13 protein-coding genes and 1 tRNA gene are annotated in these 11,923 nt (G+C 69.3%); 9 read left to right on the top strand and 5 right to left on the bottom strand.

The annotated features are described in order from the left end of the window. Positions 1-4: 4 nt before the first annotated feature. Complete coding sequence (locus ACYVF6_RS45290) at positions 5-1,036, top strand: PHP domain-containing protein (protein ID WP_460533127.1); 1,032 nt, start codon at positions 5-7, stop codon at positions 1,034-1,036. A 16-nt stretch (positions 1,037-1,052) separates the two neighbouring features. Here the strand turns inward: ACYVF6_RS45290 and ACYVF6_RS45295 are convergent, their stop codons facing one another. Continuing rightward, positions 1,053-1,643 (bottom strand): hypothetical protein, encoded by a 591-nt coding sequence (locus tag ACYVF6_RS45295; RefSeq protein ID WP_460533129.1) that lies wholly within the window; start codon positions 1,641-1,643, stop codon positions 1,053-1,055. Next, entirely contained in the window at positions 1,640-2,296 is a 657-nt protein-coding gene (locus tag ACYVF6_RS45300) for a hypothetical protein (protein WP_460533132.1), read from the bottom strand. Before ACYVF6_RS45300 ends, ACYVF6_RS45295 begins: the two co-directional genes overlap by 4 nt. 80 nt (positions 2,297-2,376) lie before the next feature. On the opposite strand from ACYVF6_RS45300, the gene ACYVF6_RS45305 reads away from it, so the two are divergent. After that, positions 2,377-3,177, top strand: coding sequence for an SDR family NAD(P)-dependent oxidoreductase (locus ACYVF6_RS45305; protein WP_460533135.1), 801 nt, complete (start codon positions 2,377-2,379; stop codon positions 3,175-3,177). Between the two features lie 98 nt (positions 3,178-3,275). After that, a complete protein-coding gene (locus tag ACYVF6_RS45310) occupies positions 3,276-4,523 on the top strand; it encodes a cysteine peptidase family C39 domain-containing protein (protein WP_460533138.1) in 1,248 nt (415 codons plus the stop codon). A gap of 7 nt (positions 4,524-4,530) precedes the next feature. Here ACYVF6_RS45310 and ACYVF6_RS45315 read toward each other — a convergent pair whose 3' ends face one another. After that, on the bottom strand, positions 4,531-5,100 hold the full coding sequence (locus ACYVF6_RS45315; RefSeq protein ID WP_460533140.1) for an alpha/beta hydrolase: 570 nt from the start codon (positions 5,098-5,100) through the stop codon (positions 4,531-4,533). Between the two features lie 20 nt (positions 5,101-5,120). Between ACYVF6_RS45315 and ACYVF6_RS45320 the strand changes: the two genes are divergently transcribed. Next, on the top strand, positions 5,121-5,558 hold the full coding sequence (locus ACYVF6_RS45320; protein WP_460533143.1) for a YdeI/OmpD-associated family protein: 438 nt from the start codon (positions 5,121-5,123) through the stop codon (positions 5,556-5,558). 4 nt (positions 5,559-5,562) lie between these two features. Here ACYVF6_RS45320 and aceE read toward each other — a convergent pair whose 3' ends face one another. Beyond that, entirely contained in the window at positions 5,563-8,325 is a 2,763-nt protein-coding gene (gene aceE, locus ACYVF6_RS45325; RefSeq protein WP_460533146.1) for a pyruvate dehydrogenase (acetyl-transferring), homodimeric type, read from the bottom strand. Between the two features lie 315 nt (positions 8,326-8,640). Between aceE and ACYVF6_RS45330 the strand changes: the two genes are divergently transcribed. From ACYVF6_RS45330 to ACYVF6_RS45350, 5 genes are all read left to right on the top strand, one after another. Next, complete coding sequence (locus tag ACYVF6_RS45330) at positions 8,641-8,859, top strand: DUF1918 domain-containing protein (protein WP_460533149.1); 219 nt, start codon at positions 8,641-8,643, stop codon at positions 8,857-8,859. A gap of 93 nt (positions 8,860-8,952) precedes the next feature. Beyond that, positions 8,953-9,366, top strand: a complete 414-nt coding sequence (locus ACYVF6_RS45335; RefSeq protein WP_460533152.1) for a YjbQ family protein — start codon at positions 8,953-8,955, stop codon at positions 9,364-9,366. Positions 9,367-9,463: 97 nt separating this feature from the next. Next, positions 9,464-9,895: a DUF3052 domain-containing protein gene (locus ACYVF6_RS45340; protein WP_460533155.1), complete on the top strand. Its 432-nt coding sequence runs from the start codon at positions 9,464-9,466 to the stop codon at positions 9,893-9,895. A 3-nt stretch (positions 9,896-9,898) separates the two neighbouring features. Beyond that, positions 9,899-10,372 (top strand): peroxiredoxin, encoded by a 474-nt coding sequence (locus ACYVF6_RS45345; protein WP_460533158.1) that lies wholly within the window; start codon positions 9,899-9,901, stop codon positions 10,370-10,372. Positions 10,373-10,406: 34 nt separating this feature from the next. Then, positions 10,407-10,478 (top strand) — tRNA-Val (locus ACYVF6_RS45350). A gap of 28 nt (positions 10,479-10,506) precedes the next feature. Here ACYVF6_RS45350 and ACYVF6_RS45355 read toward each other — a convergent pair. Continuing rightward, positions 10,507-11,910, bottom strand: coding sequence for an MFS transporter (locus tag ACYVF6_RS45355; protein ID WP_460533161.1), 1,404 nt, complete (start codon positions 11,908-11,910; stop codon positions 10,507-10,509). Positions 11,911-11,923: the final 13 nt, after the last annotated feature.

The following is an 11,923-nucleotide window of genomic DNA, read 5'->3' on the forward strand; positions in this document are numbered from 1 at the left end:
GTCTATGTCCTCCACCGAAGTCGCCGGGCCGATCGAGCAACTGAAGCGAATCGCCTACCTGATGGAGCGCGTACGTTCGGAGTCGCGCCGGACCACGGCCTACCGCAAGGCGGCGGCGACGCTGCGTGCGTTGCCCGACGGCGAGCTGGAACGCCGGATCGCGACCGGCACCGTCACCGAACTGGCCGGTATCGGCCCTTCGACCGGCAAGGTGATCAAGCAGGCGGCGGCCGGCCAGGTCTCCGACAAGCTCGCGGAGCTCGAGGCGGCCGCCGAGCCGTTGCCGTTCGGTGGCGGTTCTTCGTTGCGGGCGGCACTCCGCGGCGACCTGCACCTGCACTCGGAGTGGTCCGACGGCGGGTCGCCGATCCGCGACATGGCGCAGGCGGCGATCGCGCTCGGGCACTCCTACATGGCGCTCACCGACCACTCGCCGCGGCTCACGGTCGCGCGCGGGCTGACGGCCGAGCGGCTGCGCAGGCAGCTCGACGTGGTGGCACGGCTGAACGACGCCCTTCCAAATGAATATGGCGAGCCGTTCCGGATCCTGACCGGCATCGAGGTCGACATTCTCGAGGACGGTTCGCTGGACCAGGAGGAGGAGCTGCTGGGCCAGTTGGACGTCGTGGTGGCCAGCGTGCACTCGAAGCTGAGGATGCCGGCCAAGGACATGACGCCCCGGATGGTCGCCGCGATCGCGAACCCGCACATGGACGTGCTGGGGCACTGCACGGGCCGGCTGATCACGGGGGAGCGCGGGCTGCGGGGCGAGTCGGAGTTCGACGCGGAGATCGTGTTCGAGGCGTGCCGGCAGTTCGACGTGGCGGTCGAGATCAACTCCCGGCCGGAGCGGCTCGACCCGCCGAAGCGCTTGCTGGCGCTGGCGTTCGAGATGGGCTGCGCGTTCTCGGTCGACACCGACGCGCACGCGCCGGGACAGCTGGAGTGGCAGGGCTACGGCTGTGCGCGGGCCGAGGAGGCCGGGATCCCGCCGGAGCGGATCATCAACACCCGCGAGCACCCGCTGCCGGTCTGAGCCCGGCGGCTGCCGGTCAGGCCGGGTTGATCTCCTCGCCGCGGATACCGGTGAGCTGCGCGAACGACGCCAGCAGCTCCTTGGGCGCGGTGGTGCCCGCCCGGATCGCGACGCCGGGCTCGGTGTAGCCGCCGGGAGCCTGCAGTGCGACCGTCTCGCCGGTACGCAGCCGCAGCAGCAGGATCGGCCACGACGTGCCGTCGGGCGGCTGCTTGTCGAAGAGCCGGGACAGCCGTTCCTCCACCTGCATCCGCGAGAGCGTCAGGCGGGCGACGACCGGCTGCTCCTTCAGAGCCGGCCACTCCGCCGAGCCGATCGCCTGGAACGGTGGCACCGGCCACGGCCGGCGGGCGTCGAGCTCGGCGACCAGACGAGTCAGGAAGTCGCGGGCAGCGGCCTGCTCACCGGCCTCGAAGCCGATCTGCTCGCCGGCCGCGAGCGCCGCCGACGCTGCCTGGTAGTAGTCGTCGACCGGCTCGGTGAACATCTGCTGCTGGATCAGCTCGCCGGCCCGGCGGCTCACCTCGGCGTCGGCGACCGGTCCGCTCAGGTCGATGCCGTAGAGGGCGGCGTTCACCAGGCCGCGCCATTCGGTTGCCGCGCTCAAAATCCTGCTCCTCTGTTGACGGTGCCGGTCGGAAGACCCTGCCGGCCGAGCTCGTCGATGACCCTGTCGTTGTGCGCCTCGGTGGGCCGGTAGTGGCCGCTCTTCCGGGTCATCTCATCCAGCGTGCCGTTGGTGACCCGGACCTCTCCGGCTCCTGCGACGTCGGCGCCGCCGAGGAAGCTCGAGTGATGCAGCTCGTGGACGATCTGCTTGTTGGAGGCGTAGAGGTTGCCGTGCTGGTCCATGACGAACATGGCCCGGCCGCCGCCGGAGTGGGCGGTGCTGGCCGCGCTGGTGTCGAACGGCGTGCCGTCGGAAGCCCTGTAGAGCTTGCCGTCGCGTACGAACAGCCGATGGGCCTCGAGCTCGTCGGCGTCCATCTTGCGTACGGTCTTCGGCGCACACCACCGGCTGGGATCGGCGGGGTTGTGCTCGCCCTTGTAGTGCGGCTCGAGGCTCTTGCCCGGAAGCAGATCGTCGTCGGCTCGCCGCAGCGCGGGCGGGATGCCGGTCTTCTTCGCCGCGTCGCCGGCGTTCTCGGCGACGTTCTTGGCGGTGCGGCCCATCCGCTTCCTGGCCGGCCGGATGAGGTCGCCGAGCATCTTCTTCAGGAATCCGCCGCCGGCTTTCGCCGCCTTACCGAACTTGGCCAACGCGTCCCTGCTCTCGAGGTTCTTCCGAAGCTGCCGCTGGATCTTATCCGAGTGTCGGTGGGCGGCGATAAGACAGAGTGATGAACGAAGCATTGGGTAACGCACGTGACCTGAACGGACGCACCGCCCTGGTCACCGGTGGCGCCGCCGGCATTGGCGCGGCGGTGGCCGAGGCGCTGGTGCGGGCGCGGGCCGGTGTCGTGATCGCCGACCGCGATGTCGAGTCCGGGCAGGCGACCGCGCGGCGGCTGGGCTGCGCGTTCCTGGAGGCCGACGCCGGCTCGCTGCCCGGCGTTCACGCGATGTTCGAGGCCGTTCACAGCCGATGGGGGCCGGTCGACGTGCTGGTCAACAACGCGGGCGGGTTCAGCCGGCCGACCTACCCCGAGGCGAGCGCCGGCCACTGGCTCGCCGCGCTCGACCTCAACCTGCGCGCGGTGATGCTGGCGACCCAGCTCGCGATCGAGGACCTGGCCGACCGCGGCGGCGCGATCGTCAACGTCTCCTCGGTCGCGGGGGTGGGGCACGCGGCGCACCCGTCACCCGAGTACGCCGTCTCCAAGGCCGGCATCGTGCGGCTCACCGCCTGCCTGGCGCCGCTGCGGGAGAGCGCGGGCATCCGGGTCACCTGCGTGTGCCCCGACCTGGTCGACACACCTTCCTCGCGACGCGATCGGGCGAGCATGCCTGCGGACCAGCTGGCAACGCTTCCGCCCGCGATCCCGCCCGAGGAGATCGCCGACGCCGTGCTGCGACTGGTGCTCGACGAGAGCCTGGCCGGACGCGCGATGGTCTGCCGGCACAAGGAGCCCAAGCGTGTGCTGCTGCCGGTCGTCGACTGGGACGACTACATCGACCACCTCGCGACGCTGGCCGGCTGAGGGTTCCTGCCTGCAAGAATTCTTGACAACAACCTTCGTGATGCATTGTGCTCGGAGCAGAAACTCACAAGGTCTGCTGCTGGTCTCGGAGGTAGGCAGTGAACTGGAGCCTGGCCGTCCTGCTCCTCGGCGCTCTCGCGTTCCCCGGTCCCAAGCCCGCTGCCGGCGGTGGTCTCGCGGCCGCACCCAGGGCCGAACCAGGCGCCTGGCCCACCGACTTCACCGCCTGGACCAGTCCTGCCGACTTCGCCTCCGGCACGTCCAGCTCGACCGTGGTGTCGGCGAGCGTCGGTGACGGAGCTCTGACGCTCTCAGCCGGCGCGGCCGAAGGCACCTGGACCTCGCCCTGGCTGACCACGCCCGCGCCGTTCACCGAGACCGTGCCGTCCTGGCAGGCCGACACACCGGGCGCATCCTGGCTCGGCCTCGACCTGCAGGTGCGCACGCCCACCACCGAGAGCCACTGGTACACCATGGCCAACTGGGCGTTCGACACCACGGAGATAGAGCGCGAGACGATCGGCACGCAGGCCGACGCGGTCGGGCGGATCATCTGGGACACGTTCCGTTCGTACGACACCGCGCCCGGCGGCGCCCCGGTCGCGTACCGGCTGCGGGCGACGCTGCACGGTGATGGCGCACACGCGCCGACACTCCGGCAGGTCGCGTCCACGTCGTCGGCGCCGGGCTCGCTGCCGCCGACCAGTGCGCCGATCTCGGCGAAGGCCGTCGAGCTCGACGTGCCGGCCTACTCCCAGATGACGCACGCCGGCGAGTACCCGAAGTACGGCGGCGGTGGCGAGGTCTGGTGCAGCCCGACCTCGACCGCGATGGTGCTGGCGTACTGGGGCGCCGGTCCGAGTGCCGGCGACCTCGCCGGCCTGCCGAAGGACAAGGTGTTCGAGCGCAACGGCCGCAAGGACGGCCAGGTCGACTGGGCGGCGCTGCACGTGTGGGACTTCGGGCGCGGTGGCGCGGGCAACTGGCCGTTCAACACGGCGTACGCCGCGTCGTACGGCCTGGACGCCTCCGTACGGGAGTACTCCACGCTGCGCGAGGTGGAGCGTTGGCTCCGCGACGGTGTGCCCGTGATCATCTCGATCAACTGGAACAACACCGACGCCGACACCGGCAACGACCTCGACGGCGCCGCGATCCCGAGCAGCGCGGGCCACCTGATGGTGGCGATCGGCCTCACCGCCGCCGGCGACGTGATCGTGGCCGACCCCGCCGCGGCGTCGAACGCCGAGGTACGCCGGGTCTACCGCCGCGATCAGTTCGAGCGCAACTGGCTGCGCGCCTCCAACGGCGCGACCTACATCATCCAGCGGGCGAGCGGTCGCTGAGACCGACTCAGCCGAGCTTGCGCGCGAACGCGTCCACCGCGTCGGCCACGTCGGCGTGGACGCGGGCCGAGTCACCGATGCCGGCTGACACCTCCATCGCGTGGTCGGCACCCGGCACCTCGTGGACCGTGTGGCCGCAGGCCTGGGCGAAGTCGCTGTCCCACACCCGGTCGCCGGTGCCTCCGACGAGCAGGGTCGGTGCCTCGATCGCCTGCAGGGCCTGGCGAACCGTCGGCTCGGTGAGCAGGGGAGTGAGCCAGACGCCGGGCAACTGGCGTTCGGCCGCGAGCCGGAGTGCCAAGCTGCCAAGCGACTTGCCGACCAGCAACACGCGCTCGGCCTGCGGTTCGGCCTCGATCGCCCGCACGGCCTGGTCGCACACCCACGACTGCCGGTCGTCGCTGTCGGACATGGTGCGGACGTCCCACCACACCTCGTGGATCGTCCAGCCGAGCTCGTTCAGCACACGGCCGGTGTAGTGCAGCAGCGGTAGCGCGGGGAAGTAGCCGGCGCCCGGCAGGATGACGGCCACCCGTGACGGGTCGGCTTCGCGCCGGGTGATCAGGTCGATCTCCATAGCCGCTTATCCTTTCGCAGATGGAGCCCATGAGTTTCGAGGTCACCCTGGGACGATCGGACGCGTCGAGGTCGGGTGCCTTCATCCAGCTTCCGTTCGACGTCAAGGCGCTTTTCGGCAAGGCGAAGCCCAAGGTGCTCGTCACGATCAACGACCACACCTACCGCTCGACGGTCGCGGTCTACAGCGGCGACTATCTCCTGCCGGTCAACGCGCAGAACGCCAAGGCCGCCGGCGTCCAGGCCGGCGACACCGTGACCGTCACGATCGCCGAGGACACGGCTCCACGTCTCGTCGAGCTGCCCGAGGACCTGGCCGAGGCCCTGCGGCCCGTACGCGAGAAGTGGGACCAGCTGTCCTACAGCCACCAGCGGGAGTACGCCACGTGGGTCTCGGAGGCCAAACGCCCCGAGACCCGCGCGCGTCGAATCGCCCAGACGGTGGAGAAGCTGAGCTGACCGCTCAGGCGTCGCCGCCTTCCTGCTTGATGTGGCGTACGGCTGTCGGGTCGGTGATCTGATAGCGGTCGGCCGCCTCCCGGACGTGCTCCGGCTTCACCTCACCGCGTCGCGCGAGCTCGGCCAGCGTCGCCACGACCACGGAGGGCGCGTCGACGTTGAAGAACCGCCGCGCCGCCGGTCGCGTGTCGGCCAAGCCCCAGCCGTCGGTGCCGAGCGAGCTGTAGTCGCCGGGCACCCAGCGCGCGATCTGGTCGGGCACCGCACGCATCCAGTCGGAGACGGCGATCACCGGGCCGGGTACGCCCGAAAGCTTCGACGTGATGTACGGAACGCGAGGCTCCGAGCCGGCGTTGCGGAGGTTGTGCTGCTCGCACGCCACCGCGTCCCGCCGCAGCTCGTTCCACGACGTCACCGACCAGACGTCGGCCGCGACGCCCCACTCCTCGGCCAGCATGCGCTGAGCTTCGAGCGCCCACGGCACGCCGACGCCCGACGCGAGCAGCTGCGCCCGCGGCGTCTTCTCGTCGGCGCCTTGGTACGGCGAGTAGAGGTGCAGCCCGCGCACGATGCCCTCGACGTCGACACCCTCCGGCTCGACCGGCTGCGCGATCGGCTCGTTGTAGACGGTGAGGTAGTAGAAGATGTTCTCGCCGTTGGGGTGCTCGTCGGTCGAGCCGTACATCCGGCGCAAGGCGTCCTTGACGATGTGCGCGACCTCGAACGCGAACGCCGGGTCGTAGGCCACCGCGGCCGGGTTGGTGGACGCCAGCAGCTGGGAGTGCCCGTCGGCGTGCTGCAGGCCCTCGCCGGTCAGCGTTGTCCGCCCGGCGGTCGCGCCGATCAGGAACCCCTTGCCCAGCTGGTCTCCGAACGCCCACATGAAGTCGCCAGTGCGCTGGAACCCGAACATGGAATAGAAGATGTAGACCGGGATCATCGGTTCGCCCTGCGTGGCGTACGACGTGCCGGCCGCGATCACCGAGCCCATCGCACCGGCCTCGCTGATGCCTTCGTGCAGGAGCTGTCCGACCTCGGACTGCTTGTAGGCCAGTAGCAGCTTGCGGTCGACGCCTTCGTAGACCTGACCGTGCGGGTCGTAGATCTTCGCCGTGGAGAACATGGAGTCCATGCCGAACGTACGGAACTCGTCCGGCGCGATCGGCACGAACCGCGCGCCGATCTCCTTGTCGCGCATGAGGTCCTTCAGCAGCCGGACGAACGCCATCGTGGTGGCGATCTTCTGCTTGCCGGAGCCCTTCTTCAGCTCGGCGTACATCGAGTCGTCGGGCAGCTTGAGCTGGACCGGGTGGACGCGGCGCTCCGGGATCGACCCACCGAGCTGGCGCCGCCGCTCCAGCATGTACTCCATCTCTTCGGAGTCGGCCGGCGGGCGGTAGTAGGGCGGCAGCTCGTTGCTGTCGATCTCCTGGTCGGTGATCGGGAGGTAGAGCCGGTCGCGGAACTTCTTGACGTCGTCCTTGGTGAGCTTCTTCATCTGGTGCGTCGCGTTGCGCGCCTCGAGCGCCTCGATGGTCCAGCCCTTGATGGTCTGGGCGAGGATCACCGTCGGCTGGCCGACGTGCTCGGTGGCGGCCTTGAACGCGGCATAGACCTTGCGGTAGTCGTGGCCACCGCGCGACAGGTGCCGCAGGTCGTCGTCGGTGAGCTTCTCGACCATCTTGCGCAGGCGTACGTCACCGCCGAAGAAGTTTTCGCGGATGTAGCCGCCGGTCTCGACGGCGTAGGTCTGGAACTGGCCGTCGACCGTGGTGTTCATCTTGTTGACCAGCACGCCGTCGCCGTCCTGCGCCAGCAGCGGGTCCCAGTCGCGGCCCCAGACCACCTTGATGACGTTCCAGCCGGCGCCCCGGAAGTAGGCCTCCAGCTCCTGGATGACCTTGCCGTTGCCGCGGACCGGACCGTCGAGCTGCTGGAGGTTGCAGTTGATCACGAACGTGAGGTTGTCGAGCTCCTCACGGGACGCGACGCCGATCGCGCCGAGCGACTCCGGCTCGCCCATCTCGCCGTCGCCGAGGAACGCCCAGACGTGCTGCTCGGAGGTGTCCTTGATGCCGCGGTTGTGGAGGTAGCGGTTGAACCGGGCCTGGTAGATCGAGTTGATCGCCGTGAGGCCCATCGAGACCGTCGGGAACTCCCAGAACTCCGGCATGAGCCGCGGGTGAGGGTAGCTCGACAGGCCGTTGTGCGCACCGTGCGAGACCTCCTGGCGGAACGCGTTCAGGTGGTCCTCGGTGAGCCGGCCCTCCAGGAACGCCCGGGCGTAGATGCCGGGGGAGGCGTGGCCCTGGATGAAGATCTGGTCTCCGCCACCAGGGTGGTTCTTGCCGCGGAAGAAGTGGTTGAAGCCGACTTCGTAGAGGCTCGCCGCCGACTGGTACGTGGCGATGTGCCCGCCGACCTCGAGGCCCTTGCGGTTGGCGCGCGACACCATGATCGCGGCGTTCCACCTGATGTAGGCGCGGATCCGGCGCTCGATGTGCTCGTCGCCGGGGAACCACGGCTCCTTCTCCGGGGGGATGGTGTTGATGTAGTCGGTGCTCCGCAGGGCAGGCACGCCGACCTGCTTTTCGCGCGCGCGTTCGAGCAGGCGAAGCATCAGGTAACGGGCACGTTCCTGGCCACGCTGGTCGAGCACAGCATCCAGGGATTCGATCCATTCACGGGTTTCGTCTGGATCGATGTCCGGGAGCTGGGTCGGGAGGCCGTCTGTGATGACGGGCCTACGCTCTGCTCCAGAAGCCACGGCGATCCCTCTCTTCGCATGATGTGGGGGTCTCCCACACCGCACAGTTCTCTCTCGGTGTCTCTCGTGTTACAGACCACCACCGGAATTCAAGAGGCTTCGGTGCGACTCCTGAGTTCCAGGCTCTCCATCATTCTCCCGCGCCGTGGTCTAGACCACTGACACCTGGCTCGAAGAAAGTCGAATTTCGGCTGGCACGGGAGGCCCCGGTGGGACACTTGACAGGCAGTGCGGCTCGCGGGGTGTTCAAGCGCCTGTCGGGGGCAAATCTCTCCTATCACAAGTCGTGGCAGCAATGATGCTGGGGAGTTCCTGATGTACGCGCACGTTGGTGACCGGCTCCACGTCCACGGAAGGCACGTAGGCAACCCTGACAAAGCGGGGCGCATCATCGAGGTCCGTGGTGACGGCGGCAGACCACCCTACGTGGTCAGCTTCGACGACGGCCACGAGGCTCTGGTGTTCCCCGGACCGGACGCGGTGGTGGAGTCGCCGTCGGACGAGGCCCAGGAGGCGCCGTCGGCTCCGGCCTGAGGCGTCCAGTATCGGCCAGCGCGGGGTCCACGGTACGGTCGCGTAACTCACAGACCGTGAATCGGACAGTAAAAGCAAGTGGAAGAGAGACGGATGCGGAGCCAGGTCGTCGAGGTGCGGACTGGAGACAGCGAGACGGTGACCGATCTCACTGACCGTGCACAGCGGTTCCTCGCCTCGGAGGCGGGTGGAGACGACGGCCTGCTCCATGTCTTCGTGCCACACGCAACGGCGGGCGTGGCGATCATCGAGACCGGGGCGGGCAGCGACGACGACCTGCTGTCGGTACTGGGTGAGGTGTTGCCACGCGACCATGGCTGGATCCACCGGCACGGCTCGCCGGGGCACGGGCGCGATCACGTACTGCCGGCCTTCGTCGCGCCGTACGCCTCGCTGCCGGTGCTCGCCGGCTCGCTCGGGCTGGGCACGTGGCAGCGGATCTGCCTCGTGGACACGAATCGCGACAACCGAATACGAAGTGTAAGGTTTTCCTTTCTCGCGGGGTGAGATGAGCGCCGACACGCGGCAACACTTGCGCTGAGTGGCGCGGAGGCGCTGAACTACGGGCCAGCACATCGGTAAGGACGACAAGGAGGGCTACGTCGTGAGTGCGACCGCAGACGAGGCCGAGGGCCAGTCTGGGCCGGCTGAACGGCTTGGTTTCCAGCCGGGCATGGTGGTGCAGGAACTCGGCTTCGACGACGATTGCGATGAGGACCTGCGCCTGTCGATCGAAGAAGTGACGGGGAACGAGCTCGTCGACGAGGATTACGGCGATGTGGTGGAAGCGGTCATCCTGTGGTGGCGAGAAGACGACGGTGACCTCATCGACGCGCTCGTGGACACCAAGACCGACCTCACCGACGGCGGCGTGATCTGGCTGTTCACACCCAAGGTCGGCCGGGATGGTTACGTCGACGCCAGTGACATCGCTGATTCGGCGCCGACCGCCGGACTGTCGACGACAACGAGCTTGTCGGCGGCGCCCGACTGGGCCGGCACCAAGCTGGTCGCGCCGCGCTCCGGCCGGCGTTGAGTCGTGAACCTAGGTGAGGTCGCGCCAGACTTCACGCTGAGAGATCAGCACGGCGCCGAGGTGCGGCTCGGCGCCTTCCGTTCTCCTTCGGATGCTTCCGGGGAGGTGCGGAACGTGGTGCTGGTCTTCTATCCGTATGCCTTCACCGGCGTATGCACCGGCGAGCTGGCCGCCTTGGGGAAGCGGCTGGCGGAGTTCGAGGCGCTGTCCGCCTCGGTCGTCGCGGTGTCGTGCGACTCGGTGTACTCGCAGCGGGTTTTCGCCGAGCGCGAAGGGCTGACGTTCCCGCTGCTCTCCGACTTCTGGCCGCACGGCGCGGTGGCCTCGGCGTACGACGTGTTCGACGCCGAGCGCGGCTGCGCCCTGCGCGGCACGTTCGTGATCGACACGGCTGGAGTGGTGCGCTGGCAGGTGGTGAACCAGCTGCCGGACGCCCGCGACCCGGACGAGTACCTCGCGGTTTTGAGCGGTCTCTAGTCGTTCGGTACGCTAACCCGGCCATCTCCTCTCCGGGGCCGTAGCTCAGTGGTAGAGCATCGCGTTTACACCGCGAGTGTCGGCGGTTCGATCCCGTCCGGCCCCACCCACGTGTTTTCTTCGCCGGTTCCGGCTCACTCGCTTGGAATCATCATCAGACAGGCGAGCGCCGCGCAGCCGTAGAGGGCGGCTGCGACGAGTGCGACCAGGTGGAAACCCAGCAGGAAGTACGGCTGGCCCGGCTGCCCGGCGAACGCGCCCGCCAGTGCGATACCGACCGCGCCGGCTGCCTGCCGGGCGGTGTTGTTGATCGCCGACGCCAGTCCCGACCGTTCGGCCGGTACCGCCGCGATCGCGGCGGCGACCACGGCCGGCGTCAGGATGCCGAGACCGATACCCCATAGCAGGAACGCCGGCAGCAGCGACGGATAGCCGGAGCCCGCGGTGGTGAGGCCCAGCAGCGCGAGCCCGGCTCCCGCGACCAGGAGCCCGGCGACGATCGGGTATCTCGGCCCCACCCGTCCGGTGAGCCGGCCGGCGAACGGGGCCAGCACCGCCAGCGGCGCGAACAGCGGGACGATGGCGAGCCCGGCCTGGAGTGGGGAGTAGTCCCGCACGGACTGCAGGTAGAGCGTCAGCACGAACAACACCCCGAGCGTGCAGAGGTTCATCGTCCCGGCCGCGGCGTTGGCGACGGTGAACCCGCGCCGCCGGAACAGTGCCGTCGGCACCATCGCCGCATCGCCCGCGCGCCGCTCCACGAGCAGGAACGCGACCAGGCCGCCGATCGCGACGACGACGGCGAGGAGCACCGGCGCCGACCGGATCCCGGCGCGGCCGGCCTCGATGCCCGCGTACACCGTCGCGAGCAGGACGACCATCCCGAGCACGGCACCGGGCAGGTCGAGCCGGCGGGCGGACGCAGTGGTGCGGTCCTCGCGTACGACGTGAACAGTGGCGACGATTGACGCCAGCACGATCGGGACGTTCAGCAGGAAGACGGCCCGCCAGCCGAAGCCGCCGATCAGCAGCCCGCCGAGCAACGGGCCGGCCGGCAACGCGACGCTCCCGACCCCCGCCCAGACACCGATCGCCTTGGCCTGCTGGGCTCCGGCGGGGAAGGCGGTACTGATGATCGCCAGCGTGCCGGGCAGCAGGAACGCCGCCCCGACCCCCTGCACCACCCGGGCCGCGACGAGGACGCCCACGTCCGGCGCGAGCCCACACCCGAGCGACCCGATGCCGAACGTCACCAGCCCGGCCAGGACGACGCGCTTGTGCCCGCGCAGGTCGCCGATCGTCCCGCCGGCGAGCATCAGGGACGCCAGTGCCAGGGCGTACCCGTCGACGACCCACTGCAGCCCGCTCACGCCCGCGCCCAGCCGGTCACCGAGCTGCGGCAGGGCCACGTTGACGATCGTGACGTCGAGGAGGACGAGGAAGTAGCCCGCGCACATGACGACGAGCACCACCCACGGCGACGTCTGACTGCCGCCGGGGGCGGTCGTGGTGGTGTGCCGGCTGGTTGCCTCAGGCATTCCCGGCCGCTAC

Source organism: Flindersiella endophytica, from assembly GCF_054779015.1.

Bases quoted from the DNA above. Each gene is read 5' to 3' on its own strand.
- ACYVF6_RS45315 (WP_460533140.1), bottom strand. From the start codon at position 5,100: ATGGAGATCGACCTGATCACCCGGCGCGAAGCCGACCCGTCACGGGTG.
- ACYVF6_RS45335 (WP_460533152.1), top strand. From the start codon at position 8,953: ATGCGGAGCCAGGTCGTCGAGGTGCGGACTGGAGACAGCGAGACGGTG.
- ACYVF6_RS45355 (WP_460533161.1), bottom strand. From the start codon at position 11,910: ATGCCTGAGGCAACCAGCCGGCACACCACCACGACCGCCCCCGGCGGC.
- ACYVF6_RS45320 (WP_460533143.1), top strand. From the start codon at position 5,121: ATGGAGCCCATGAGTTTCGAGGTCACCCTGGGACGATCGGACGCGTCG.
- ACYVF6_RS45305 (WP_460533135.1), top strand. From the start codon at position 2,377: ATGAACGAAGCATTGGGTAACGCACGTGACCTGAACGGACGCACCGCC.
- ACYVF6_RS45290 (WP_460533127.1), top strand. From the start codon at position 5: ATGTCCTCCACCGAAGTCGCCGGGCCGATCGAGCAACTGAAGCGAATC.
- ACYVF6_RS45330 (WP_460533149.1), top strand. From the start codon at position 8,641: ATGTACGCGCACGTTGGTGACCGGCTCCACGTCCACGGAAGGCACGTA.